The 25,449-nt window shown below is 40.4% G+C and carries 24 protein-coding genes; 5 read left to right on the forward strand and 19 right to left on the reverse strand.

The annotated features are described in order from the left end of the window. The first annotated feature begins 123 nt into the window (after positions 1-123). The 3 genes from WKF66_RS19590 (at position 124) to WKF66_RS19600 (ending at position 4,709) form a co-directional block, all read left to right on the forward strand. Positions 124-2,412: a sodium-translocating pyrophosphatase gene (locus WKF66_RS19590; RefSeq protein WP_489676194.1), complete on the forward strand. Its 2,289-nt coding sequence runs from the start codon at positions 124-126 to the stop codon at positions 2,410-2,412. Between the two features lie 122 nt (positions 2,413-2,534). Continuing rightward, on the forward strand, positions 2,535-4,046 hold the full coding sequence (locus WKF66_RS19595; protein WP_489676195.1) for an amino acid permease: 1,512 nt from the start codon (positions 2,535-2,537) through the stop codon (positions 4,044-4,046). 93 nt (positions 4,047-4,139) lie between these two features. Beyond that, positions 4,140-4,709 (forward strand): MarC family protein, encoded by a 570-nt coding sequence (locus WKF66_RS19600; RefSeq protein WP_489676196.1) that lies wholly within the window; start codon positions 4,140-4,142, stop codon positions 4,707-4,709. A 46-nt stretch (positions 4,710-4,755) separates the two neighbouring features. Here WKF66_RS19600 and WKF66_RS19605 read toward each other — a convergent pair whose 3' ends face one another. From WKF66_RS19605 to WKF66_RS19625, 5 genes are all read right to left on the reverse strand, one after another. Next, positions 4,756-5,922, reverse strand: coding sequence for an RsmB/NOP family class I SAM-dependent RNA methyltransferase (locus WKF66_RS19605; RefSeq protein WP_489676197.1), 1,167 nt, complete (start codon positions 5,920-5,922; stop codon positions 4,756-4,758). Beyond that, complete coding sequence (locus WKF66_RS19610) at positions 5,919-7,145, reverse strand: type 1 periplasmic-binding domain-containing protein (RefSeq protein WP_489676198.1); 1,227 nt, start codon at positions 7,143-7,145, stop codon at positions 5,919-5,921. Before WKF66_RS19610 ends, WKF66_RS19605 begins: the two co-directional genes overlap by 4 nt. After that, positions 7,102-8,631 carry a glutamine-hydrolyzing GMP synthase gene (guaA, locus tag WKF66_RS19615; RefSeq protein ID WP_489676199.1) on the reverse strand — a complete coding sequence of 510 codons (1,530 nt, stop codon included), beginning with the start codon at positions 8,629-8,631 and terminating at the stop codon, positions 7,102-7,104. Before guaA ends, WKF66_RS19610 begins: the two co-directional genes overlap by 44 nt. Positions 8,632-8,639: 8 nt before the next feature. Next, positions 8,640-9,062: a deoxycytidylate deaminase gene (locus WKF66_RS19620; RefSeq protein ID WP_489676200.1), complete on the reverse strand. Its 423-nt coding sequence runs from the start codon at positions 9,060-9,062 to the stop codon at positions 8,640-8,642. A gap of 92 nt (positions 9,063-9,154) precedes the next feature. Then, positions 9,155-10,585 (reverse strand): MFS transporter, encoded by a 1,431-nt coding sequence (locus WKF66_RS19625; protein WP_489676201.1) that lies wholly within the window; start codon positions 10,583-10,585, stop codon positions 9,155-9,157. 130 nt (positions 10,586-10,715) lie between these two features. Here WKF66_RS19625 and WKF66_RS19630 point away from each other — a divergent pair, with 130 nt between their 5' ends. Further along, positions 10,716-11,342 (forward strand): LysE family translocator, encoded by a 627-nt coding sequence (locus WKF66_RS19630; RefSeq protein ID WP_489676202.1) that lies wholly within the window; start codon positions 10,716-10,718, stop codon positions 11,340-11,342. A 9-nt stretch (positions 11,343-11,351) separates the two neighbouring features. Here WKF66_RS19630 and WKF66_RS19635 read toward each other — a convergent pair whose 3' ends face one another. The 14 genes from WKF66_RS19635 to ubiE all read right to left on the reverse strand — a co-directional run bounded on the left by WKF66_RS19635 (position 11,352) and on the right by ubiE (position 24,761). After that, positions 11,352-13,253 (reverse strand): amidophosphoribosyltransferase, encoded by a 1,902-nt coding sequence (locus WKF66_RS19635; protein WP_489676203.1) that lies wholly within the window; start codon positions 13,251-13,253, stop codon positions 11,352-11,354. Positions 13,254-13,341: 88 nt separating this feature from the next. Next, positions 13,342-14,175, reverse strand: a complete 834-nt coding sequence (gene murI / locus WKF66_RS19640; protein WP_489676204.1) for a glutamate racemase — start codon at positions 14,173-14,175, stop codon at positions 13,342-13,344. 94 nt (positions 14,176-14,269) lie between these two features. Continuing rightward, complete coding sequence (locus WKF66_RS19645; protein ID WP_489676205.1) at positions 14,270-14,833, reverse strand: OmpH/Skp family outer membrane protein; 564 nt, start codon at positions 14,831-14,833, stop codon at positions 14,270-14,272. Between the two features lie 44 nt (positions 14,834-14,877). Then, entirely contained in the window at positions 14,878-15,408 is a 531-nt protein-coding gene (locus WKF66_RS19650) for an OmpH/Skp family outer membrane protein (protein ID WP_489676206.1), read from the reverse strand. Between the two features lie 30 nt (positions 15,409-15,438). After that, positions 15,439-17,982 (reverse strand): BamA/OMP85 family outer membrane protein, encoded by a 2,544-nt coding sequence (locus WKF66_RS19655; RefSeq protein WP_489676207.1) that lies wholly within the window; start codon positions 17,980-17,982, stop codon positions 15,439-15,441. A 63-nt stretch (positions 17,983-18,045) separates the two neighbouring features. Continuing rightward, positions 18,046-18,786, reverse strand: a complete 741-nt coding sequence (gene uppS, locus WKF66_RS19660) for an undecaprenyl pyrophosphate synthase (protein ID WP_489676208.1) — start codon at positions 18,784-18,786, stop codon at positions 18,046-18,048. 17 nt (positions 18,787-18,803) lie between these two features. Beyond that, a complete protein-coding gene (gene porG / locus WKF66_RS19665; RefSeq protein ID WP_489676209.1) occupies positions 18,804-19,616 on the reverse strand; it encodes a type IX secretion system protein PorG in 813 nt (270 codons plus the stop codon). Positions 19,617-19,618: 2 nt separating this feature from the next. After that, on the reverse strand, positions 19,619-20,497 hold the full coding sequence (locus WKF66_RS19670) for an NAD kinase (RefSeq protein ID WP_489676210.1): 879 nt from the start codon (positions 20,495-20,497) through the stop codon (positions 19,619-19,621). A gap of 3 nt (positions 20,498-20,500) precedes the next feature. Beyond that, positions 20,501-21,163 (reverse strand): CBS domain-containing protein, encoded by a 663-nt coding sequence (locus WKF66_RS19675; protein WP_489676211.1) that lies wholly within the window; start codon positions 21,161-21,163, stop codon positions 20,501-20,503. Continuing rightward, positions 21,164-21,928 (reverse strand): alpha/beta fold hydrolase, encoded by a 765-nt coding sequence (locus tag WKF66_RS19680; protein ID WP_489676212.1) that lies wholly within the window; start codon positions 21,926-21,928, stop codon positions 21,164-21,166. Between the two features lie 96 nt (positions 21,929-22,024). Next, positions 22,025-22,471 carry a GatB/YqeY domain-containing protein gene (locus WKF66_RS19685; protein ID WP_489676213.1) on the reverse strand — a complete coding sequence of 149 codons (447 nt, stop codon included), beginning with the start codon at positions 22,469-22,471 and terminating at the stop codon, positions 22,025-22,027. Between the two features lie 11 nt (positions 22,472-22,482). After that, entirely contained in the window at positions 22,483-23,241 is a 759-nt protein-coding gene (locus WKF66_RS19690) for an SDR family NAD(P)-dependent oxidoreductase (protein ID WP_489676214.1), read from the reverse strand. Positions 23,242-23,293: 52 nt separating this feature from the next. Then, positions 23,294-24,025 (reverse strand): type IX secretion/gliding motility protein PorT/SprT, encoded by a 732-nt coding sequence (porT, locus tag WKF66_RS19695; RefSeq protein WP_489676215.1) that lies wholly within the window; start codon positions 24,023-24,025, stop codon positions 23,294-23,296. A gap of 4 nt (positions 24,026-24,029) precedes the next feature. Further along, positions 24,030-24,761 carry a bifunctional demethylmenaquinone methyltransferase/2-methoxy-6-polyprenyl-1,4-benzoquinol methylase UbiE gene (ubiE, locus tag WKF66_RS19700; RefSeq protein WP_489676216.1) on the reverse strand — a complete coding sequence of 244 codons (732 nt, stop codon included), beginning with the start codon at positions 24,759-24,761 and terminating at the stop codon, positions 24,030-24,032. Positions 24,762-24,813: 52 nt separating this feature from the next. On the opposite strand from ubiE, the gene yihA reads away from it, so the two are divergent. Then, complete coding sequence (yihA, locus tag WKF66_RS19705) at positions 24,814-25,440, forward strand: ribosome biogenesis GTP-binding protein YihA/YsxC (RefSeq protein WP_489676217.1); 627 nt, start codon at positions 24,814-24,816, stop codon at positions 25,438-25,440. The last annotated feature ends 9 nt before the right edge of the window (positions 25,441-25,449 follow it).

A 25,449-nucleotide genomic window follows, 5' to 3' on the forward strand; every position in this document is an offset into this window, starting at 1 on the left:
TTAATTGGGAATTAATTGAATAACTAAATAAAAGATTTGGTAATCTCAGAAACACCATTATTTTTGTATACCTGGCAAATAACCAAATATATTTCAGAACCAATAGCTAAAACGGGAAACACAATGGAGTTTTTACAAACCAATTTAATTTATTTTATCCCAGTACTGGGCCTAATCGGAATTCTTGTAATGGCGGTTAAAAGCGCCTGGGTCAACAAGCAGGATGCAGGTGATAAAAATATGCAGGAGCTCGCCGGCTATATTGCCGATGGCGCCATGGCTTTTTTAAAGGCAGAATGGCGGGTACTAAGCATATTCGTACTTTTTGCCGGAGCACTTTTGGCCTACTCCGGAACTATAACAGAAATTCATGGGCGACCAATACACTCGAGCTGGATCATATCACTCTCCTTTGTAATTGGAGCCGTTTTATCTGCCCTGGCAGGTTACATTGGAATGCGTTCCGCTACAAGAGCGAACGTACGAACCACTCAGGCGGCAAGAACCAGCCTAAAGCAGGCACTAAAGGTTTCATTTACTGGAGGAACAGTAATGGGGCTTGGAGTTGCTGGTTTAGCGATCTTAGGCCTGGGAGGTCTTTTTATTATTTTTCTGCATCACTTTCAAGTAATTGGAGCTGATGGAGTCAATACGCTCCACATGAAAACGGCAATAGAAGTTTTAACTGGGTTCTCTCTGGGAGCAGAATCAATTGCACTTTTTGCACGCGTGGGCGGAGGAATCTATACGAAGGCCGCCGATGTAGGTGCCGACCTGGTAGGTAAAGTTGAGGCAGGTATTCCTGAAGATGACGTTCGGAATCCCGCTACAATTGCAGACAATGTTGGTGATAACGTAGGTGACGTAGCGGGTATGGGTGCAGATCTTTTCGGTTCTTATGTCGCAACTATACTGGCAACGATGGTATTAGGACAAGAGATCTCCGTAGAGGATAAGTTTGGCGGAATGTCTCCTATCTTATTACCAATGGTAATCTGCGGTCTCGGGATCTTATTTTCTATTGTTGGAACCTGGTTTGTTACCATTAAAGACGACCATTCAAATGTTCAAAGTGCATTGAACCTTGGAAACTGGTCTTCCATATTAATTACCGCAGTCGCTTCCTACTTTATTGTCATGTGGATGCTTCCTGAAACGCTAAGTTTAAGAGGATATGAATTCTCTAATATCAATGTATTTTATGCAATTCTAGTTGGTCTGGTTGTTGGAACAATCATGAGCATTGTAACAGAGTACTATACCGCAATGGGCAAGGCACCTGTTAATTCAATTATTAGACAGTCATCAACAGGACATGCTACCAATATCATTGCAGGCTTATCAGTAGGTATGAAATCAACAGTGATACCCATATTGGTTTTAGCCGGAGGAATCATGTCATCCTATCATTTTGCTGGCCTTTATGGTGTCGCTATTGCTGCAGCAGGAATGATGGCCACTACAGCGATGCAACTTGCCATTGATGCATTTGGGCCAATCGCTGACAATGCTGGAGGTATTGCAGAAATGAGTCAGCTACCTCCAGAGGTACGGGAGCGTACAGATAATCTCGATGCTGTAGGAAACACCACAGCTGCCACAGGTAAGGGCTTTGCAATTGCATCGGCTGCCTTAACATCACTTGCATTATTTGCAGCATTTGTTGGTATTGCCGGTATTTCAGCCATTGACATTTATAAGGCACCCGTGCTTGCAGGTCTTTTTGTAGGCGGTATGATCCCTTTTGTATTTTCTGCTTTATGTATTCAAGCGGTTGGCAAAGCAGCGATGGACATGGTTCAGGAAGTCCGCAGACAGTTCCGCGAAATTCCTGGAATAATGGAATATAAAGCCAAGCCAGAGTACGAAAAGTGTGTGGCGATTTCAACTAAAGCCTCTATTCGTGAAATGATGCTCCCGGGAGCGATCGCATTGATCACTCCTGTTATCGTAGGCTTTATATTTGGTCCGGAAGTGCTTGGTGGCTTGCTAGCAGGAGTAACAGTGACGGGCGTGCTTATGGGAATATTTCAAAGTAATGCCGGAGGGGCCTGGGACAATGCTAAAAAGTCTTTTGAGAAAGGTGTAGAGATCAATGGAGAAATGCATTTTAAAAAGTCTGAACCGCATAAAGCCTCCGTAACCGGAGACACAGTTGGCGATCCATTCAAAGATACATCTGGCCCATCAATGAACATCCTGATTAAATTAATGTCGATAGTTTCGCTTGTAATTGCTCCATATATTGCAATTAGCAATACCTCAAATGTATCAGAAACTGCTCCTGAGAATAAAGCCACTACTACCAGGACCGATTCTTTCAGATATATTGTGAAAACGGTGGATGCGGAAGGTAATATTCAGATAGATACACTCAAAAACGCAAGTGACACCACAAAACTTGTTAATTAATTTCAAATAGGCATAATTGTTACGCATTAAAAGGGATTGTGATCTGAAATCCCTTTTAATTTTACACATATTTTCTTTAGGTTTGACTTTCTGAATTTATTAAAAAAACTAAACTAAACTTTATGGGTCTTTTTACAAAGAAGTCAATTACACAACTGCTCGCCGATGCCTCGGAGTCTGAAAAGTCTCTTAAACGGACACTGACAGCGGGATCTCTGATTGCCTTAGGTATTGGTGCAATCATTGGTGCAGGTTTGTTTGTTAGAACAGCATCTGCAGCAGCACAAAATGCAGGTTCCTCTGTAACTATCGGTTTCATAGTAGCAGCTTTCGGCTGTGCCTTAGCCGGTCTATGTTATGCTGAACTTTCCTCATCTATCCCAATCTCAGGAAGTGCCTATACTTACACTTACGCCACAATGGGTGAACTATTAGCATGGGTAATCGGTTGGGATCTAGTACTCGAGTATGCCGTTGGTGCTGCTACCGTTGGTATTGCATGGAGTGAATATCTAAATAACCTGTTGGTCCATGTCTTCAACACGAGCCCCATACCCTATGAATGGTGCCACTCGCCGTTCGAAACGTCTGTAGGAGGTGTAACTGGTATTATGAATGCACCCGCACTGTTTATAGTTGCGTTGTTGAGCTTGTTGTTAATCAGAGGTACTCAGGAATCCGCCTTTGTTAACGGAATTATCGTGATTACTAAAGTGGCAATTGTAATACTTATTATCATTTTCGGATGGAACTTCATCAATCCTGTAAATCATACCCCATATATTCCTGAAGCTACAAGCTATACGGACACCGAAGGGATCACCCATAATTTTGGAGGTATCTGGGGTATATTAGGTGCCGCAGGAACTGTATTTTTTGCTTTCATTGGCTTCGATGCAGTAAGTACTGCAGCACAAGAAACGAAAAATCCCAAAACTGCAATGCCGATTGGTATCCTTGGATCCCTGGCCATTTGTACAGTGTTATACATCCTATTCGCTCATGTACTGACGGGCTTAGCGCCAGTTGAATTCTTTAGAACCAACGGTAAAGAAGCATCCGTAGTAGCGGCCATACAAAACTTTATGCCTGGTTATGAGTGGCTGGGAAAACTAGTGACAGTAGCCATCTTAGCCGGCTTCTCTTCTGTGATCCTGGTTATGCTTTTAGGCCAAAGTCGTGTGTTTTATGCAATGAGTAAAGACGGACTATTACCGAGAGTTTTTAGTGATCTTCACCCTAAATACAAAACTCCTTACAAAGCGAACTTGATCATTTTAGTATTGGTTGCTGCCTTCGCTGCATTTGTTCCGGGTAACGTAGTTGGTGATATGACTAGCATCGGTACTTTGTTTGCCTTTATCCTGGTTTGTGCTGCTGTAATCGTTTTAAGAAAAACAGAGCCTAATCTGGTACGTGAGTTTAGAGCTCCTTGGGTTCCTTTCCTTCCGATATTAGGCATTGTCGTATGTTTAGCAATGATTTTAGGTTTGCATTGGACAAACTGGCTGAGACTGATCGGATGGCTTGCAATAGGCTTTGTAATCTATTTCGGATACAGTAAAAAGCATTCAAAGTTAAATACAAAAGGAATAACGGTGGATCCCGTTGATCCTCCTGCTCCGAAACTATAATTAAATATACCAGCCCCTCTCAATTATTTAAGAGGGGCTTTTTTATGAAAAAGGCATCAGTCAATATTTATCTTTACAATCAAATCTCACCGTATGGATTTTAATTTCAGTCAGATGCTATCAACATCGATGGTTTTGTTCGCAATCATCGACATCCTCGGATCTATACCCGTGGTGATTGAACTTAGAAGAAATGCTGGTCACATCGAGTCAGAGAAAGCTGCAATAGTGGCGACAGTACTTATGATCGTATTCCTGTTTGCCGGAGAGACGCTATTAAAAGTTATTGGGCTTGACGTGGAATCATTTGCTATAGCGGGCTCATTAGTTATCTTTTGCATTGCCTTGGAAATGGTATTGGGCTTAAGCATCTTCAAGCATGGGGAAACACCCGAAACCGTCTCAATAGTTCCATTGGCCTTCCCTTTGATTGCAGGAGCAGGAACAATGACAACCCTATTATCGTTGAAAACAGAATACGCGACTCAAAACATCATCGTTGGTATTCTCATAAACATGATTTTCGTTTATATCGTATTGAAAAATACCGAGCGACTGGAAAAGTTGTTTGGAAAATCAGGTTTAGGTGTCTTACGCAAAGCATTCGGAATCATATTGCTAGCTATCGCAATTAAGCTGTTCCGTAACAATACAGGCTTGTAACAGGTAAACTAAAGACGATCGTGGAACAGCAGGGTTTACAACACTATTAAACTTTCTTTACTAGTCGGGCAGCAAACATAGTATCAGCCTTCAAACCATACCCTTTGATCACTTCCATTCTCTCTAATTCTAATGGAAAATTCTCTGTTAACCACTTTATTACATCTTCATTCTCTTGCTTAAATACAGAGCAGGTAATATAAACCAGTGGCTTTCCAGGTTTTAAGTATTTAATAATGTTTGCAGCGATAGAACATTGCAGCTTAGCAAAATAAGTCACCTTGTGATCTTCAAAGTAATAGAGCATTTCTGGAGTCCGGCCCCAGGTACCTGACCCGGAACAAGGTGCGTCAAGGATGATCCCGTCAAATTCATAATGATGAAGATCCTGGTCATTGTTTTGTAAGAGATCCAATACCTTTTTCTGGTACTTTTTCAATCCGGCATCCTGAAATCTCTCCTGCAGATTATTTAAGCTATTTTCTCGCACATCACTAACTAGCAATTGAATGTTCGGTTCCAAGTCATGCAGCAAGAGAGATTTTCCTCCGGAAGCAGCACAACAATCCCACCAATAGTCATATTTGTCAGGCTTGAAAAATGCACCTGTTTTTTGCGATGAAAAATCCTGTATCTGATAACCTTTCTCGTTCGGCAACAACTGCTCTAGCTTAGTACCGTTAGGAAGCGACAGTGCATTCTCTGCAACTTGGTCGAACGTTATGTTCACCACTTTCAGTTCAGCAATGAGGCCTTCCATCTTGTTAGCACCAACTCTTATAAATAAGTCCGGTTGGGTAAAAAAAGAAGCATAAAATGCTTGCTTGTCAATGCCTTCGCTTAGCGATTCCTGAAATTGGAATACATCAGCGAGGTTAAATATGGGATAAGCGGTTCCAATGAGCAACAGTTTCTCATCAACCGCTTCGCTGATCTTGTCTTTTAAATCAGGAAGATAGGTATCCACAATGAGGCTTGGACTCTGATTGCATAAAAAATCGCCAATTGCCAGCCTTTGAAGAGGACTTTCTCCTATCAGCGCCTTGCCTAGTCTAAAAAAACTATAAATGTATCGGGTAGCCCATCGCCGGTCTGAAGAACCCATTTGCTTATTTGCCTTAAAATAAGCGAACAGAAAGCGATGCAAAGGCTGAAGTCCATCATAACTTTTGAAAATTTGCTCAAATGACCTGATCTGATGCTCTACTCTCATTCTATAATTTTTAGAGAAAAATTCTGATATTTCAACAGCATTAAACTGGTATTTAAATAGCCCATTTTAGGATCGTATATAAATGCGAAGCTATTGTGAAGACCCTTGTACTTCTCTTTCGTTAAAAACTGTAGGTAATTCTTGCCGTGAACAGCCATTAAGTTCGCAAAATAATATCCTATATCAAACCCTTTATAGGCATATTCACCAGGTTCAAAATGATAGATGGACCGATATCGCTTTACAAATTCTGATACCTCTTTTCTGCTGAAGTCTACTTTGTAAGATGCACTAATCATAGTGTTTAAAGCTTGAAGCTTATCCGTGCTATAGGTCTGTTTACTCCAGTCAGGATGACCAAACAGATCTATAGATAGTCCAGCATTTTTCATTTTGAAAAGCTTATCAATGGTCGCTGTAACAAATTTCTTTTCAGATGACGCCAAAATAACCACATACTTCTTGTTCTTGATCATCCTCGTATCCATTGTAAATACGGAAGCGAATTCCTGAAAAAAGAAAGGCTGTTTGGGATCGTTGAAAAACTTACGGATAGGGGCTGCTATTAGCTCATCTTCACTGTTTTTAGGATTAATGAGCACAATAACAGTTTTAACCGGATCATTGTGCTTTATAATATAATTTGCAATCTTATCAGCATGCAGTTCAATATTGTTAACAATAGTGATCATGTTGGGATTGTTGAGCTCCTTAGGATTTGTTGCCGCCAAAGGGTTCACCAACGTGATATTCTTCGTAAGGCTGAAGCTTCGGATGTGCTTCAAACCTTCCGGAAATACAGGGCCAACAATTAAATTGCTGCTAGCCAAACTGCCATTTTGAATTAATCTTTCCAATTTATCGATGTTGTCACCAGCATCAAAAACTTTTAGTTTGAAATCTGGGCCGGCCGTTGCTGCAGAATCCACACCCAACTTAAATCCCTGATAAAAGTCAATCGCCATAGCAGATTTTTCTACTTCAGCCTTAGTAGCAGTTTTAAGATTTACACTGCCAACCCGGAAGGGAACAAGCAAAGAAATTGTGGCCTCACTAAACCTAGCAACTACTTTCTCTACTGGTTGTTCAACTGACTTAGGCGTTTCCGGCTGCTTCTTTACAGTCTCGACCACCCGTGGTGAACAAGAAGTAACAAGAACTAGAAAAATTAACCAATATTTATTCCCACTCAATTGTCGCTGGTGGTTTTGAGCTGATATCATATACAACGCGATTTATCCCCTTTACTTTGTTAATGATCTCATTCGAAATTTTTGCAAGCACATGGTATGGTAAATGACACCAGTCTGCCGTCATACCGTCGACAGATTCCACTGCTCTCAGGCATATTACATTTTCGTACGTTCGCTCATCCCCCATTACGCCTACGGATTGAACAGGAAGAAAAATTGCACCGGCCTGCCACACTTTGTCATAAAGTCCTGCTTCCTTTAAGTTGTCAATATAGATGGCATCAGCTTCCTGAAGGATTGCTACTTTTTCTGCAGTTACCTCGCCTAGAATTCTGATAGCAAGCCCTGGACCAGGGAAAGGATGGCGGCCAATGATGAAATGTTCTAAACCCATCGATGTACCCACACGTCTTACCTCGTCCTTAAACAACGTGTTTAAAGGCTCTACAATCTTGAGTTTCATAAAGTCAGGCAATCCGCCTACATTGTGGTGAGACTTGATGGTAGCAGATGGTCCTTTAACGGAAACTGACTCAATAACATCAGGATAAATCGTGCCTTGTGCAAGCCACACTACATCCTGAACCAAGTGAGCCTCATCATCAAACACCTCTATAAATACCCTTCCGATCGCCTTACGCTTAAGTTCCGGATCATTCAAACCAACCAACTGACTCAAAAAGCGCTCTTTAGCATCTACGCCTTTGATATTCAGACCAAGGTGTTTATACTGTTCTAAGACAGCATCATATTCGTTTTTGCGTAACAAGCCGTTGTCCACAAAGATACAGTGGAGGTTCTTGCCTATTGCCTTATGAAGTAAAATCGCTGCAACAGAAGAATCTACTCCTCCTGAGAGCGCCAGTACTACTTTGTCATTACCTAACTTCTCCTTTAATTCAGCGATAGTCGTTTCTACAAACGCATCTGGAGTCCATTGTTGCTGGCAACCACAAATATCAACCAAAAAGTTTTCCAGTAATTGCTTCCCATCAGAACTGTGTGTGACTTCAGGGTGGAACTGTATGGCGTAAGTCTGTGAGTCCCTGATTTGAAAAGCAGCAACTTTTACACTATCAGTGCTTGCTATCAAATCAAAATTATTTGGAACCTGAGTGATGGTATCACCATGGGACATCCACACTTGAGAACCGGCAGAAATGTTCTTTAAAAGCTTGTTGTTTTCTGCAACGAACGTAAGGTTCGACCTTCCGTACTCGCGCGTAGATGAGCGTTGCACGTCACCACCTGATTTTTGTGCAATATATTGAGCTCCATAACATACGGCTAATACCGGGAACTTGTTATGGAATTTTTCAAGATCTATCTGAGGGGCGTCATCCTGTCTAACGGAATAAGGACTGCCTGAGAAAATAACTCCTTTTACGTCTGTTGTAAGTTCGGGAATGTTATTGAAAGGATGTATTTCGCAATAAACGTTTAACTCGCGTACTCTCCTGGCAATTAACTGTGTATATTGAGAACCAAAATCGAGAATAATGATTTTTTCTAGCATGGTCAAAGTTAAGAAAATTTAATTACGTCCACACCGAACCTTCTCAAAAAATCCACGCCCTCATCGCTTGGCAGGCCCTTGTATTCCGCATACGAATCCTTAAAATAGACGATCTTAATACCACAGGAGAGGATCAGCCGGGCACAAGCAATACAAGGTGAAAGTGTGGTGTATAATGTTGCCCCTGAAATTTTGGAACCGTTTTTCACAGCATAAAGGATGGCATTTTCCTCAGCATGCAAGGCTAGGGAGCAACTGCCCTTCGAATCCCTGTCGCAGCCCTGATCCGGCCACTCCTCATCACAATTATGAGTTCCTGCCGGGGGACCATTATAACCGATCGAGATAATCCTTGTGTCTTTAGCCAGTACCGCTCCAACATGTGCCCTTACGCAATGTGACCGTGTAGCAAGGTCCGTAGCAAGGTTCATAAAAATCAGGTTAAAGCTTGGTTTTGTTGTCATATTCATTAAAAAAGCCACAGAGAATGATCTCTGTGGCTGCAAAAGTAATTTATAAAATCTTAATGTCCGCCAGAGAGTTTCTTATCGAAAGAGATACCTTGCTTTCTAAGGATTCCACTAACCTTCCACGCATAAAATACAAGGTAGAGGAAGCACAAAATTCCAACGATATAACTATACTGTATTCCCGTAAATTCGGATACATAACCCTGAAGCCAGCTGATAATTCCACCACCCATGATCATCATGATCAAGAAACTGCTTCCCTGACTTGTGTTCTTACCCAGACCACTAACTGCCAGCGTAAAAATACATGGCCATAACGTACTACAAAACAAACCAACGCTCGTGAAAGCATATACACTTACCATCCCAGTAGTAAGCATACCTACCAGCAAAGCTGTAATCCCTACTAACGAAAATATTAAAAGCATCCGTGCAGGATTACCTTTACTTGCTGCATCAGCAATAATTAGTACTAGAATAATCAGTGCATACACATAAAATGGAGCAAGGTCATGCTTAGCGATCGCATTTACAGCTAAGAAAATACCAAAAGCCAGGTAAGGGGCAATAAACCTGAGTACCTTTTGAACAGAAATGTTATCGGTAAACGCTTCAACTGCACCAGTCCATCGGCCAATCATCATACTTGCCCAGTAAAGAGAGATGTAAGGAGCAATGTCTTTAATTGCAAACCCAAGATCCTTCTCCATATAAGCCGGCAAATTACTTGCAGTTGAAACCTCGACACCAACATAAACAAAGATGGCAATCATTCCCATCCACAATTGTGGATATCTTATTGCTGAACTCTTCATTGAGGGATCCTCCACTAAGCCTTCTACCAGAGATGGCCTGTCGGGCAGCGAAGAAAACTTAAGGAATACAGCTACCAATAGAAATGCCGCACCTAAAATCAGATACGGAATCTTCACACTTTCGATACTCATACTGCTTGTAGCGTCAGTGTTGGATCCGAATATTGCGAAACTCACAATCAAGGGACCTATTGTTGTACCAAAGTTATTGACCCCTCCCGCAAGTGTTAAACGTTGAGAACCGGTAGCGATCGGACCTAATGCAATAGCTAGAGGATTAGCTACAGTTTGCTGTAGAGAGAATCCTAAAGCCACAATAAACAAACCAGACAGCATTAATGGAAAGGAACCCAGATTTGCAGCAGGATAGAATAGCAAAGTTCCAACGGCGGAGATTACCAAACCAAGAGCAAGCCCGTTTTTGTAGCCTATTTTATTTACAAGATCTTGTTTAATTAAAACAGAAATGCCGGTGTAAATGAGTGAACCAACAGTGTAAGCGATGTAAAATGCCAGAGAAACCCATTGACTTTGGCTTTGAGTTAGGTTGAATGCCTGTTTAAATACCGGTATTAAAATATCGTTACTGGCGGCTACAAAGCCCCAGAAAAAGAATACTGTGACTAAAGGAATGAACTGTCCCCACTTCGTTTTTACTTGTTGTTCCATATTTTGATTAGTGATAATTTGTCGCGATAAACATAAATAAAAAAACTGTAAGCAAGCGGGCTAATGCATAATATTTGGGCGTATATATTGTTTAAAATCGCATATTAGCATATTATATTAAAGGAACTGAATGTTTGAAGCAATATTACAAGGGATAGGCGCAGGTGTTTTATTTTCGTTTCTAACGGGTCCTGTTTTCTTTTCTATGATCAAAACCAGTATTGAATCAGGGTTCAAAGCTGGTTTTTCTTTGGCTATCGGCGTTGTATTTAGCGATATAATTTTTATCTCCTTAACCATCTTCAGCTCCCAATTTGTAGATTATAAAGCAGAGTATAACCAGTACATCGGAATTATAGGCGGCGCATTCTTATTTGGTGTTGGCATTTACTACCTGATCCACAAAGTCAAGGTAAATTACGAAGTAGCGGATACAGTCAAGATCCGAAAGAGAGGCTATATACTCAAAGGATTTTTGATGTGCTTGCTTTCTCCTTCCACACTCATGTTCTGGATCATGGTGGGCGGAATCATATCTGTACAATTACATTACGACATCGTTGAGAAGGTTGTATTTTTTGTGGTGGCCATGGCGACACAATTGTCCGTGGACTGTGTTAAAACTTACTATGCTGCTAAGTTAAGGTACCGGATCAAGGAAAAGAACATCCAGGCATTAAACAAAATAGCCGGAGCAGTGATCTTGATCTTTGCTATCCGGCTATTCGTACAAGTGATTATGAAGCATTATAGTTAATGCTGCTGCTTAATAAGCTCTTTGGTTATTTCCCTCTTTCCAGTTAACAAAAGCTTTGTTTACTACTTTATTACCTCCTGGAGTGGGATAGTTTCCTGAGAAATACCAGTCACCACTATGATTAGGACAAGCAACATGCAGATTATCCAAAGTTTGATAAATAACTTTGACTTCAGCATTTATATTTTCAGGTGTAATGATCTTAGTGATTTGCGCAGAGATCTCTTCCTGAGTAAAAGGACGATAGATGTCTTTTACATGATTCACAATTTCTTCTTTAGGCAGCAATAGCGAAGCTTTACATTTCTGGTAAACTTCTTCAATAACGTTTACCATGCCCCTAGCTTTTAACAATTGGATGGCAGCCTCAAAAGCAACAAATTGCCCCATCTTCGACATGTCAATTCCATAACAGTCAGGGTAACGGATCTGCGGCGCCGATGATACAATAATAATTCTTTTCGGATGCAGCCTGTCAATGATCTTGATGATACTTTGCTTCAATGTAGTCCCCCTCACAATAGAATCGTCAACAGCCACAAGCGTGTCAGTATCATTCTTAATCACGCCGTAAGTAGTATCGTAAACGTGAGCAACCATATCCTGTCTGTCTGCATCCTGCGTAATAAATGTTCGCAGCTTCACATCCTTAATTGCTAATTTTTCAACCCGGGGGTTCATAGATAACAACTCATCAAGTTGTTCATCCGTCAAAGTATCCTTCCTGTGAAGCAAGGTATCCTTCTGAACTTGTCTGATGTAGCTATGTAAACCTTCGACCATTCCATAGAATGAAACCTCAGCTGTATTTGGAATAAACGAGAATACTGTGTTCTTTAAATCCGCACTTACAGCATCGAGAATTTGTTTGCAAAGTAAGGCGCCAAGATGCTTGCGCTCTTTATAGATTTCTGCATCACTTCCTCTGGAGAAATAAATGCGTTCAAATGAACAAGCTCTTTTCTCACCAGGTTCTCTAAAAATTTCCTGGGTAACCGTTCCATTTTTCTTAACGATCAAAGCATGACCCGGTTGGATCTCTTTTACATCTCTAAACGGAATATTGAAAGCAGTTTGAATGGCTGGTCTTTCAGATGCAGCAACCACAATTTCGTCATCCTGGTAATAGAAAGCAGGCCTGATGCCGGACGGATCCCTAAGTACAAAGGCATCTCCATTACCAACAATTCCTGAAATGGCATAACCACCATCCCAGTTCTTTGCAGAACGCTTAAGTATTTTATTAATGTCCAGATTGTCCGAAATCTTATGTGTGATCTCTACATTATCCAGACCTTCTTTTTTATATTCATCAAACAAAAGCTGATTTTCGTCATCAAGAAAGTGACCGATCTTCTCCAAAACAGTTACCGTATCTGCCTGCTCTTTTGGATGCTGACCTAGCTCATACAGTTGTTCCAGCAACTCATCAACATTCGTCATATTGAAGTTACCCGCAATCACAAGATTTCTAGTCATCCAGTTATTCTGACGAAGAAAAGGATGACAGTTTTCAATGCTGTTTTGACCATGTGTACCATAGCGTAAATGCCCTAAAAGCACCTCTCCTATAAAGCTTACATTTGCTTTTAACCAAGCCGCATCCTGCATTAACTCAGGAGTCTCATTTTGAATTCCTACAAATTTATTTTGAACGTATCCGAAGATGTCTGCCACTGCATTTTGCGCCATTGAGCGGTATCTGCTGATGTATCGGTGGCCCGGTTTCATATCTAGTTTGATAGTCGCTATTCCAGCACCGTCTTGCCCACGATTGTGCTGTTTTTCCATCAAAAGATACAGTTTGTTTAGGCCGTAGAGCGCTGTTCCGTACTTTTCCTGGTAAAATGAAAGTGGCTTAAGAAGCCTTATAAAGGCTATACCACATTCATGTTTTATCGAATCGCTCATGGTGTGTTGTTTGAGCCGCAAATTTAGAGTTAATAATAATCAGAACCTAGGAAGAAATTCAATCTCTTAGTCAGATTAAAGTTAGAAGTTACCCATGTTCCAAAGTAATGTGATCAGCGTCAATTTGGTTCCCAAAAAATACGGATGCATGCGCATTAAATACATGCTGGTCACCAGTGGTATTGAAGCTCCTTCCCCTGCCTGCGGATAGCTGCTCCTTAATGTTATTGTGACTCTCAAGGTATTCCTCAAGGCTCTGCGCAACAATGTTTCCTTGTGAAACTAAACGAACTTTATCAGGTAATATGGCTTTGATCTTAGGAATAAGCAATGGATAATGCGTGCATGCTAAAAGTATCGTATCTATATTATCATCCTGACTTAGCAACTCCCCTACATACTTTTCAATGAAGAAGTCTGCACCCGCCCCAAGATGTTCATTGTTCTCGACCAATGGTACCCACATCGGACAACTTTGTTGTTTAACACTGATCTCCGGAAAAAATTTATTGATCTCCAATAGATAAGATTCGGAACTAACAGTTCCACGCGTTCCCATTACGCCTATGACCTTGGATTCTGTGAAACTGCCAATCACCTCTGCGGTAGGTCGGATCACTCCAAGAACGCGGTGGTTCGGATACTTGATGGGTAGTACCTTCTGTTGGATGGTACGCAATGCTTTAGCAGAGGCTGTATTACAAGCTAAGATGGCCAACTGGCAACCCTTTGAGAACAACCACTCCACGCATTCTAATGTATACTGATAGATGGCTTCAAAAGAATGGTCTCCATAGGGAGCACGTGCATTGTCTCCCAGATAAATGTAATTGTATTGAGGCAAGCGTTCGGCTATGGCTTTAAAAACGGTTAAACCACCGTAACCAGAATCGAAAATACCTATAGGATGCTTTGCTGTCATAATACAAAAAACGGGATTGAGTTTTATCACCCAATCCCGCAATTTAAATATTTTAGATTAGATAGCCGTTAAGCTTTCTATCCCAATAGTGTTACTATTTTTTAGGAGCAGCAGCTGAAGATGCAGTAGCCGAAATCCCTAATTTAGTTTTAACTAACGCTGTAATGTCTTCTCCACCGTCAAAGTAAACCATTGCTGAGTTCGCAGTATCGAACACATAAGCATATCCTTTTTCTTTTGAAACAGCTTTGATAGCAGCATCAGCTTTTATGCGGATTGGATTAAACACTTCCGTATTTTTTTGCTCTAGTTCTTGTTGAGCTTTTCCTTTCGCATCATTAATACGTTTTTCTAAATCCTGAAGTTCCGCACCAGCAGTTTGTAGCTCTTTGCCAACCACCTCTTTGTTAGCTTCACTCATTGTTTTTTGTTTTGCCTCAGCAGCAGACATTTTTGTTGTGTACTCAGCGATCATTTTCTCGATCTCTGTCTGTTTAGTCTTTGTTAGCGCTTCTAATGTAGTTTGGCCAGTCTTAAATTCAGGCATTGCCTCAATGATCATTGCTGAGTTCAAGTGTGCCAGTTTTTGTTGTGCATTTGCTATGTTAGCGGTAAACAATAATCCCGCTACCAAAAATGCGTTCATTAACTTTCTCATCTCTATTCTTCTTGTTAGTTGTTTGTAATTTACTTATTTGTGTGTTATTTAATAATAGTTCCGGGTTTGTAACCTAATCTGGTGATTACGTCGTTGCTCACATCATAATTACTACTTGCGTAGATCATCATTGTGGCTTCACTGCTTTTATCAAAGATAAAGTCAAAAAACTTAGCTTTGGCAACCTCACCAATAGCCTTAGTTACCTTGTCCTGAACAGGGCTCAATAATTTCGTCCTATTCTGGAACAACTCCCCATCAGGGCCGAAGATCCTTCTTTGGAAATCTTTTGCATCTTTCTCCTTCTCAATGATCTCGTTCTCTCTTCTCTTACGCATATCTGCAGTAAGTAATACCTGATCTGCCTGATAAGCTTTGTACATCTTATCAATGTCACTAAAATTCTTGTCAACTTGTTGTTGCCATTGTTCAGATAATACGTTCAGCTGATTTAACGACGACTTATATTCAGGTAAATGCTTTAATATATATTCCGTATCCACATACGCAAACTTCTGAGCGAAAGATGCAAACCCTGTGAATAATAGAAAGCAAAGTAAGATGTATTTTTTCATTTTCAAATTTATTAATTTCCTGCCCACTAATTAAAATCCACCCAGCTGTTGAGCTATGCTAAAGTGAAATTGTCCCTTATTCGCATCAGGTAGTCCCGGTATCTTGTCAAAACCATAACCGTAATCAATTCCCAATAAGCCAAATATCGGTAAATATATTTTTGCTCCAACACCAACTGAACGTCTGATGTTAAAAGGATTGAAATCGCTGAACTTATCCCATGTATTACCTCCCTCACCAAATGCTACCACAAATGCAGTCGCAGATTGACTAGCGATTACGGGGTATCTTACTTCTACAACATATTTATTAAAGATCGGACTTCCTGAGTTTTGTGCAATACCCGGATTTGATCCCACCGGTATTACCGTGTTGTTAGCATAACCACGCATTGCGATCAATTCTGATCCTTGTAAAAAGTCAAATCCTTGCATACCATCACCACCTAACTTAAAGCGCTCAAATGCCGATTGGCCAACCGCCTGGTTATATAAACCAAGGAAACCGAACTGAGCTTGTGCCTTAATAACAAATTTACCAGCCAACCTTTGATACCATTGAGACTCAAACTTCCATTTGTGATACTCTGTAAACTTATAACGTTGTTTATCAGAAGCTGTTGCGTAGTTAAGATTATTTAATAACGAGTACGGAGGAGTCGCTTGAATTGTAAATCTGAAGATAGATCCATCTGTTGGAAAGATAGTACTATTTCTCGAATCCCTGCTGATTTCTTGCGTTAAGTTAAAGTTATAGGAAGTTCCTGTCTCAAAAAGATATCCAGGGTATTTGTTCAAAATGTACTGCTGAGCATTAATGGAGTGCGTTAGCTGGAAATAATTGTCTGGGAAGTTCAATACACGACCAAGACTAACCGTTACACCATTTAAACGAATCTTTTGCAATCCCGGACTGCCTGCAGACTGTCCATTAGACTGTAAAGAAGTAAATGCACTCAAACCAAAACTAACCGGCTTTTTACCACCTAACCATGGCTCAGAAAATGAGAAGCTATAAGACTGGTAATATTTACCATTCGTCTGCCCTCTTAAGCTTAATTTCTGACCATCTCCCTTAGGCAATGGACGATAAGCCGAAGCATTAAACAAGTTTCTTAAAGAGAAGTTGTTAAATGTTAATCCTAAAGTTCCAATGATGTTACCACCACCAAAACCACCTGAAAGTTCAATTTGATCTGAAGGTTTCTCTTCTACTAAAAATTGAATATCAACGGTACCATCCGCAGCATTAGGCTTTACATCAGGCACAGTTTTAGATTCATCAAAGTATCCCAGCTGACCAAGCTCTCTAATGGTACGGATCAATAGTTCTTTCGAAAATTTCTCTCCCGGCTTAACACGAACTTGTCTCATCGCTACCCGGTCGTGAGTAATGGTATTTCCTTTGATAGATATTTTATTGTTAGTATACTGTGGGCCTTCAGCAATACGCATCTCCAATTGTACAGTGTCGTTGAAGATTCTTGTTTGAACCGGCTCAACGTTGAAAGTTAGATACCCATCGTTTAAGTATAGACTTGAAACGTCATCTCCTGAAGCGGATCCTTTCAATTTCTTGTCAAGCTTTTCCTCACTAAAAACTTCACCCTTCTCAATTCCTAAAATCTTATTTAGAATTTCTACGTTGTACTTCGCGTTTCCAACCCAGGTAATATCTCCAAAATAATATTTACGGCCTTCAAACACATCAATGTCAATACCGATCGACTTTTCATTATATCTATAAATGCTGTCTCTAAGTATGGCCGCATCACGGTAGCCTCGGGATTGCATCCCAGCAACTAGTTTCAGCTTGTCTTCATCATATTTTTCCTTGTTAAACTTACCAGATCCAAATACTTTATAAAAAGCTTGTTGTTTTGTTTTCTTTAAAAGTTTACGAAGCTTTGCAGATGAGAAATCTTTATTACCGCTAAAGTTGATATGATGAACTTTTACCTTGTCACCTTTATCAACAAAAACCTGTAATACCATCCCGTTTTCAAGGTTAGGATCAGGGATAGTTTTATACGTTACAGAAGTGAAAAAATAACCTTTGCCCAACAAATACTTTTTAATCGTAGCAGTTGTAGCATTATAAAGGATTTCATTAATAATAGCCTTTCCTTTCTTCTCATTAATCTTCTCGAGAATGTCAGTTTTTTGCGACTTGCTTACCCCATTTATTTCAAATGTGCTTAATCTTGGACGCTCCACAACAGCAATATCAAAGTAAACCGTATCTTCTTCAATCCTGCTAATGTCTAGTTGTATGTCGTCAAACAATCCTTGAGCCCAAAGTGCCTTAATCGCATTTGAAGTGACGTCACCTGGTAAAGTGATTCGCTCCCCCTTGATTAATTTAGATAAAGTGATGATTACATCTTTGTCAATAAATTGAGTTCCACTAATCGTTGTGCCACCAATAATATATTCTTTTGGATTGAAGTAATCAATGTCTAGGCCGTTAACTTTTAAGGTTGGCTGTGCAGGCGGTGTCGTTGGACGGGAGATTTGTGCCATTGTCGGTAACCCGATCAATAACAGAAATATAAGTTGATATATTCTTTTCATTTACAATCTAAAAATCGACGCTAAGTTAATTTAAACACATGTTAAAAAGTGTTAAAGTTAAAATTAGTTCAATTGTTCACTAATTTTACCGAAGCGTCTTTCGCGTTTTTGGTACGCTACAATAGCTTCAAAAAGGTCTTCTTGTCTGAAGTCTGGCCAGAGTGTATCAGTAAAATAAAACTCCGTATAAGCCATTTGCCAAAGTAGAAAATTGCTGATTCTATGCTCGCCACTGGTACGTATCATCAACTCCGGATCCGGCATATTAATCGTCGTAAGCTGAGCTGCAAAATTCTCTTCATTGATATTATCCACGGTAAGTTTACCTTCCTGAATTTGAGCGGCAAGTTTCTTTGCAGCATTTAGAATTTCCCATTTGGCACTGTAACTTAAGGCCAGGGTCAACGTACATCTGGTGTTACCAGCGGTCTTGTCCATCGCACTCTTTAAATCATCAATACACTTTTGTGGAAGAGAAGCAATGTCCCCTATCGCATTCAAACGAATGTTATTTTTTGTAAGCGTTGGCGTCTCCTGATTAATTGTGGAGATCATCAATTCCATCAAAGCATTAACTTCTTCAACAGGTCTGTTCCAGTTTTCCGTCGAAAAAGCATAAACTGTCACATACTTAATGCCAATATTAGCACAACCTTCAACGATGTCTTTAATAGATAATACACCGCTTTCATGTCCGAAATGTCTGATTTTACCTTGGTTTTTAGCCCATCTGCCATTGCCATCCATGATGATAGCGATATGTTCCGGAAGACGCGTAACGTCTATTTGTTCTTTGAATCCCATTTACCGTGCAAATATGCCTAAAATGTATAACATTTTTGGGACACAAAGGTAAAAGATATGCCAATACCCACAAACATATAAGAATCTCTTTTTCGGAAGTCACCTCTCTGTGTCTTAGGAATACCTACTCCTGTCGGTCTTGTCAACATCGCCTTCACCGCCTTTACATCATCTGGATCGATATCATCTGGATTTGGAACCGGATAGCTCCCGCTAACATCATCAATTAAATCAGTGAACGCAGTTCGATAACCTATCTGCGTGATCAATCCCCAGTTATCTTTAAGCCTGAATTTTGCACCAACGCCATAAGGAATTGTTATCGCAAAATTTCTGTAAACAGACTGCTGCCCCTCGGTTTTATAGAATCTTAACCTGTACCACTCGTTTTTTCCAGTAATGGGATCAGGATACACGCCCTTCGGACTAAAGAACAAGAGACCGCCTCCAGTAAATATATAGGGGCTAAAGTTTTTCGTTCCACCGCCGGAAAAATAGTCAAGAAAATTGAAGTCAACCTGTAAGCTAACCTCATGCAAATCATTGTTAAAGTTCAGTCCTCGCATTCTGAACTGTTCATTGCTACTTTTTAAATCATCAGCCTTAATCCTTCCATAAGTATAATGAATCCCAACAGCCCAATAGGGATCCAGGTTTGCCTTGACATATCCGCCTGCAGATACACCGCTTATCTTAAAGTTATTAGTCTGATTTAAATCTCCTATATACCCGGCACCGCCTCCCTCAACCCCGACTTCGAAAACTTGCGCCTGCATCGCATTATTCATTCCTAAAGTAAGAAACAAGAAAATAAGTATTTTATAGTACATAGTTAGTAGTTGCGCGTATCAATACCCCAAAGTAGTTTATTCCGTAGCGTTGTTAAATAGCTCTCATTATTTAGACGGATCAGATTTACATGAAATGCAGCTTTGTTCAACGTTATTTTAACCGATCTGTCTACAGTCTCAGTCCGCGAATCGCAAGACACCAAAAACTTAGAACTTCTCGCTTCAATTTCAAACGTCAAAGAAACATCGTCAGGAATGATTAAGGGTCTAACATTTAAGTTATGGGGGGCAATTGGCGTTATCACAAAGTTTTGCGACCCAGGAAATATGATGGGTCCACCACAGCTTAAGGAATATGCAGTCGATCCGGTAGGCGTTGCAATGATCAGACCATCAGCCCAATAAGAGTTTACAAATTCATCGTTCATATAAGCATGAATGATCATCATCGCAGAGTTGTCCCGCCGATGGATCGTAATGTCATTCAACGCGAAGTTCTCCTCACCAAATAGTCCTTGTTTGGATTTTACAGTAAGCAGTGTTCTTTTATCTAAGGCAAAATCTTTATTCTGTAGCGCCTCAATCGCCTTTTTAATCTCATCCTTATTGATACTGGCTAGAAAGCCAAGCCTTCCAAAGTTGATTCCAATCACAGGCAGTCCAGAATCTCGTACCAGTGCAAGCGTATCCAGCAACGTGCCATCACCACCAAGGCTTATCAAAACATCAGCCTTACCAGTAAGTTCGAGGTGGTCTTTAAATGTAATAATATTCGCAGGTAGTTTTATCCGGTCGCTTATAAAATCAAAATATTTTTTGTAAACGAAGACCGGCGTATTGTACTCCTGCAAAACGCTAAAAACTTCCTGCACAAACGGTAAAACGCTGTTGTTAAATTCCCTGCCGTAAATTGCAATCATTAATTAAACATTTAAATAATTCATGAAAGAATTATATCTGTCCTCTGTGCCATCATCAGAAAGGGTAGTGTTAAAGACAGCCTTGACCTGATAGTTATAGCGTTCAAAGGAAGCAATAATGCCAGACAGCTCTGTCTTATTAATCTTAAGCGTGACTTCTAATTTCGTTGAATCTGGAAACGACTGTACGTAAGAAGATAAAATTTGCGCGTTGTCGGCCTCAACGATCTGAGCCATGTGTGATAAAGAATTGTTTCTATTGTTAATTTCCAGGACAATTATACCTCCATGCTCCTTAACCGCATATATCTCAGACGTATAAGCAAGCACATCGTTAACCGAAATCATTCCAAGATAATTTTTCTTATGATCGAGTACCGGTACTATGGATAAGCTGAGTTGATTAAACATCCTGATAATGTCATATACGTGCGCATCGTCGTACACAAAAGGCTGAATCAAGGGTAACGAAAGTGCAGCTATTGACTGATCCGTTGGCTTTACTTCAACAAGATCTTCTTCAGATAAGAGCCCAAGAAACTGACTCTCATTCACTATCGGCAAATGGTAAACTTTGAACTCACTCATCCTCTCCAAAGACTTTTGAACGGTATCAAAAGTCCTTAGCGGTGGTATCAGATTAGATATGAGTTCAGATGCAAACATTTATTTCAATAAAATTCTATTCAAGAACTTTTCTAAGTATTCATTAAAAATTTCAGGTCGCTCCATCATTGGTGCATGTCCACATTGGTCTACCCAGTTCAATTCTGAATTAGGTAAAAGCTGGTGAAACTCATCCGCTACTTCCGGCGGTGTAACCTTGTCCTGTTTTCCCCAGATCAAAGATATAGGGATAGTAATTCTACACAGCTCCTTCGACATATTGTGACGGATTGCGGATTTCGCAAGTGCGAGTATTCTAATTACTTTTGAACGCTCATTAACTGTTTTAAAAACTTCATCAACCAATTCTTTAGTAGCCGTCGCAGGATCATAAAAGGTGAATTCAACCTTCTCTTTTATATAGTCGTAACTTTCTCTTCGGGGAAATGAACCGCCAAAGGCATTTTCATACAATCCTGAACTTCCAGTAAGTACCAGCGCTTTAACATATTCCTGATGCGCAGCAGTAAAAACCAATCCAACATGTCCGCCTAAAGAATTTCCTATAAGGACAACCTGCCCCAGCTTTTTATGTTTAATAAAACGGTGCACATACTTCGAAAGACTTTTAACACCAAGTGTCAAGATTGGAAGGTCGTAAATGGGCAGTATAGGTACAAGGATGTGGTAATGATCTTTAAAATGATCAATTACAGGTTCCCAATTACTGAGCTCGCCCATTAATCCATGAAGTAATACCAGGGTTTCACCTTTTCCGGCTTCTATAAATCTAAACCCACTATCTTCAATTACTTCGTATTTCATTTGATCTTGGTAAGTATAGCCCCTAAGTTAGTAGACTAAATGTAATTTAATGTAAAAAAAAGCATTATTTGGGGCCTTGCTCATCAGCCTCACAATTTATGCCAATTGTTCTTTAACAATTTCGGCAATCAGTTTTCCATCTGCTTTGCCAGCTAACTCCTTATTTACTAAGCCCATTACTTTGCCCATCTCCTTTACTGAACTTACGCCCGAAGTGCTAATGAGTTCCGCTACAATAGCACTGATCTCAGCCCGGTCAAGCTGCTTAGGCATGAAACCAGCAAGTACCTCAATTTCTTCTTCTTCAATCTGGCTTAGATCCTCGCGGCCCTGCTGCTTATAGATGTCGGCAGACTCCTTACGCTGCTTTACTAAGCGCTGCAATATTTTAAGCTCAGCATCTTCAGTAATGTCTTCTGCAGTACCTTTCTCGGTTCTGGCGAGCAAAAGTGCAGCTTTAATGGCCCTCAAGCCACGAAGTCTTACTTGATTTTTAGCTAACATAGCCTGCTTAATCTCCTGATCTATTGTTGTCGATATCATATTGGTTTAATCTAGTTCTTATTTATTATTGTAGCTGCAGCCTGGGCTGTCGGCATAATAAGCATGTCATTTATATTTACATGAGCTGGTCTGCTCACCGCAAACCAAATCGCCTCAGCAATGTCATTGGCAACGAGAGGCTCAAATCCATCGTACACTTTTTTTGCACGGCTTTCATCACCTTTAAATCGAACTACAGAAAATTCGGTTTCTACCATACCAGGATTGATAGCCGTAACCTTTATTCCATGTGGCAACAGGTCAATTCGCATCCCCTTGTTTAAAGCATCAACCGCATGCTTCGTTGCACAGTACACATTTCCGTTTGGATAAACTTCCTGTCCTGCAATCGAGCCTATATTTATAATATGACCTGCCTTTTGGGCAATCATCCAGTTTGACACAATCTTGGTGACGTATAGTAATCCTTTAACGTTGGTGTCAATCATTGTATCCCAGTCGCTAATACTCCCTTTATCAATCGGATCCAAACCCTGACTCAATCCGGCATTGTTAATCAGCACAGCCACCTTCTTGAGATTTGCAGGCAATCCTTCCAGCTTATAGGATAAGTCCTCCTGATCGCGGACATCAGCAACTACAGTTTTAACTTCAATAGCATATTTATCTTCCAGATGCTTACCGATATCAGTAAGCAGGCCTTCTCTTCTGGCCACCAGTATAAGGTTATAACCCTGAGCAGCAAACAGATGTGCACAAGCAGCTCCGATTCCTGAGGTTGCTCCTGTTATTAACGCGATTTTTGCCATAAGTACTTTTATGAGTAGGTGAACAAATCTATACTTTTTTTGAAAGCGCCGCCTATTCGAAAAATAAACTGAAAGTCACATGACGCAGCATCAACTTATCAATTGGAGCAGCATACCGTGTAGGCTCGTTGATAAGTGCATTGCTCGTAGCATAGGACAGCTTGATCTCCGGAGACATCTTAAAATATTCGAAATAAAGGTCTAAGCCGAAGCCAGCTTCGTAAGACAAGTAATTACGCTCGTTATTTAGCCACTTTTCTTTAGGGTCAGTGACCAACGCATTATTGGTTTTCTTTCTTGAGGAAATGTCTGCACTAAACTTCGCTCCACCCAATACATAGGCCCGAAAATTGTTTCTACGGTTAGATTTTAATTTAAGCCCCAATGGAAATTCTACTAAAGTGGTTTGCACCTTTTTTATAATATCATCCCCCGAATCCATGTATACGTAATTTAAGGAACGATCATTAAACACCAATACCGGGGTAAATCTGATGTCGGCATTTTCACCCAGCCTATTGTTAACAACAAAGCCGATCCCAAATCCAGGAGAGGGTGTTGATGAAATAGAACGCAGTTGAGAAGTCGGCGCCACCATTCCTTCTGGATCCATGAATGGGTCCTGCCAACTTGCCTTTTTCAAGATCTTGAATTCTGAGGAGATGTACTGAAAAGTGAAACCAAAGTGCAGCGGCTCATCGTCCACTCCCCCACCCCAATTTTGAGCTTTACCGGTTGTAGCAAACAGAGAAAAGAAAAGTATGAGCGTAAGCTTAAGATTCATACCCTTATTTAGTTCCCGTGTATATGGCACTCACGCCAAATGTTAATCTCCTGTCTTTTGTGTTTTTAAAACCTACTTTAGTCATCAGGTTCACAAAATCAGCGCCATCTGGGAAAGCAGCTACAGACTCAGGCAGGTAGCTGTACGCACGCTCGTCTTTAGAAAAAAGCTTACCCAACAGCGGCGTAATATGTTTGAAATAAAAATTATAACCCTGCTTGATTGGAAAAGCACGTGGTTTCGAAAATTCGAGTATCACAATCTTCCCACCCGGCTTCAGCACTCTGAACATGTCAGACAAGCCCTTTTCCAGGTTCTCATAGTTGCGAACTCCGAATGCAACGGTAATTGCATCAAAATAATTATCAGCAAATTGTAGCCCTTCTGAGTCACCCAGTTGAACGGAAAATATACCTTGCAAATTTCGCTCACGAATCTTCTTCTTAGCAACATCCAACATACCCACAGAGATATCGACGCCGATAACCTGATCTGGTTGTAGTATTTTAATCGCTTCAAATGCAAAATCCCCAGTCCCTGTCGCAACATCAAGTATCAACTTCGGTTTAAGCGAAAGTAGCTCTCTGATCGCTTTCTTACGCCAGATGATGTCAATACCGAGCGACATAAAATGGTTTAAAAAGTCATACGTACCAGAAATATTATCGAACATACTTGCAACCTGCTCTTTCTTCGTAGCAGTTTTAGAATGATAGGGAGTAATGTTTTCGTTCATAGTAAGCCCCAAAGATAAGTATTGTTGAAAACTAATTTTCTACCTTTGCCAAATGATTATAAAATCAGCAACATTTATTTGTAGCAATACAAAGGTTTCTGCCCTGCCCACAGCCAACATGCCCGAATACGCATTTATTGGCCGTTCCAACGTTGGCAAATCGTCCTTGATTAATATGCTGGTCAACCAGCATGGACTTGCGAAAACCTCTCAAAGACCCGGTAAAACACAATTAATTAACCACTTTCTAATCAACGAGCAATGGTATATCGTCGATCTTCCTGGTTATGGCTACGCCAAAGTATCCAAAAGCAGTCGTGAAAACTGGGAGAAATTCATTAGAAATTACATCACAAAAAGAGAAAGTCTACAATGTGTCTTTGTCTTGATAGACAGCAGAATAGAGCCTCAAAAGATAGATCTTGAGTTCTGCTGCTGGATGGGCGAAATCCAGATCCCTTTTGCACTCGCATTTACGAAGGCAGATAAACAGTCTATTGTTAAAACAAAACAGAATGTTGAAGCTTTTAAAAAGGCACTGGGTGGTTGGTTTGAAGAAATTCCTCCATACTTCATCACCTCAGCAGAAAAGAGCGCAGGTCGTGATGAACTTCTTCAATTTATAGAAGACGTAAACCACGACTTTGCAATGCCCGTACTAACCTCTAATCAAGAATAACAGCCGATA

This window comes from Pedobacter sp. (genome assembly GCF_037719805.1).
Classification (GTDB): Bacteria; Bacteroidota; Bacteroidia; order Sphingobacteriales; family Sphingobacteriaceae; genus Pedobacter.

Coding starts and splice junctions, on each gene's coding strand:
- WKF66_RS19590 (WP_489676194.1), top strand. CDS start 124: ATGGAGTTTTTACAAACCAATTTAATTTATTTTATCCCAGTACTGGGC.
- WKF66_RS19595 (WP_489676195.1), top strand. CDS start 2,535: ATGGGTCTTTTTACAAAGAAGTCAATTACACAACTGCTCGCCGATGCC.
- WKF66_RS19600 (WP_489676196.1), top strand. CDS start 4,140: ATGGATTTTAATTTCAGTCAGATGCTATCAACATCGATGGTTTTGTTC.
- WKF66_RS19605 (WP_489676197.1), bottom strand. CDS start 5,922: ATGAGAGTAGAGCATCAGATCAGGTCATTTGAGCAAATTTTCAAAAGT.
- WKF66_RS19610 (WP_489676198.1), bottom strand. CDS start 7,145: ATGATATCAGCTCAAAACCACCAGCGACAATTGAGTGGGAATAAATAT.
- guaA (WP_489676199.1), bottom strand. CDS start 8,631: ATGCTAGAAAAAATCATTATTCTCGATTTTGGTTCTCAATATACACAG.
- WKF66_RS19620 (WP_489676200.1), bottom strand. CDS start 9,062: ATGAACCTTGCTACGGACCTTGCTACACGGTCACATTGCGTAAGGGCA.
- WKF66_RS19625 (WP_489676201.1), bottom strand. CDS start 10,585: ATGGAACAACAAGTAAAAACGAAGTGGGGACAGTTCATTCCTTTAGTC.
- WKF66_RS19630 (WP_489676202.1), top strand. CDS start 10,716: ATGTTTGAAGCAATATTACAAGGGATAGGCGCAGGTGTTTTATTTTCG.
- WKF66_RS19635 (WP_489676203.1), bottom strand. CDS start 13,253: ATGAGCGATTCGATAAAACATGAATGTGGTATAGCCTTTATAAGGCTT.
- murI (WP_489676204.1), bottom strand. CDS start 14,175: ATGACAGCAAAGCATCCTATAGGTATTTTCGATTCTGGTTACGGTGGT.
- WKF66_RS19645 (WP_489676205.1), bottom strand. CDS start 14,833: ATGAGAAAGTTAATGAACGCATTTTTGGTAGCGGGATTATTGTTTACC.
- WKF66_RS19650 (WP_489676206.1), bottom strand. CDS start 15,408: ATGAAAAAATACATCTTACTTTGCTTTCTATTATTCACAGGGTTTGCA.
- WKF66_RS19655 (WP_489676207.1), bottom strand. CDS start 17,982: ATGAAAAGAATATATCAACTTATATTTCTGTTATTGATCGGGTTACCG.
- uppS (WP_489676208.1), bottom strand. CDS start 18,786: ATGGGATTCAAAGAACAAATAGACGTTACGCGTCTTCCGGAACATATC.
- porG (WP_489676209.1), bottom strand. CDS start 19,616: ATGTACTATAAAATACTTATTTTCTTGTTTCTTACTTTAGGAATGAAT.
- WKF66_RS19670 (WP_489676210.1), bottom strand. CDS start 20,497: ATGATTGCAATTTACGGCAGGGAATTTAACAACAGCGTTTTACCGTTT.
- WKF66_RS19675 (WP_489676211.1), bottom strand. CDS start 21,163: ATGTTTGCATCTGAACTCATATCTAATCTGATACCACCGCTAAGGACT.
- WKF66_RS19680 (WP_489676212.1), bottom strand. CDS start 21,928: ATGAAATACGAAGTAATTGAAGATAGTGGGTTTAGATTTATAGAAGCC.
- WKF66_RS19685 (WP_489676213.1), bottom strand. CDS start 22,471: ATGATATCGACAACAATAGATCAGGAGATTAAGCAGGCTATGTTAGCT.
- WKF66_RS19690 (WP_489676214.1), bottom strand. CDS start 23,241: ATGGCAAAAATCGCGTTAATAACAGGAGCAACCTCAGGAATCGGAGCT.
- porT (WP_489676215.1), bottom strand. CDS start 24,025: ATGAATCTTAAGCTTACGCTCATACTTTTCTTTTCTCTGTTTGCTACA.
- ubiE (WP_489676216.1), bottom strand. CDS start 24,761: ATGAACGAAAACATTACTCCCTATCATTCTAAAACTGCTACGAAGAAA.
- yihA (WP_489676217.1), top strand. CDS start 24,814: ATGATTATAAAATCAGCAACATTTATTTGTAGCAATACAAAGGTTTCT.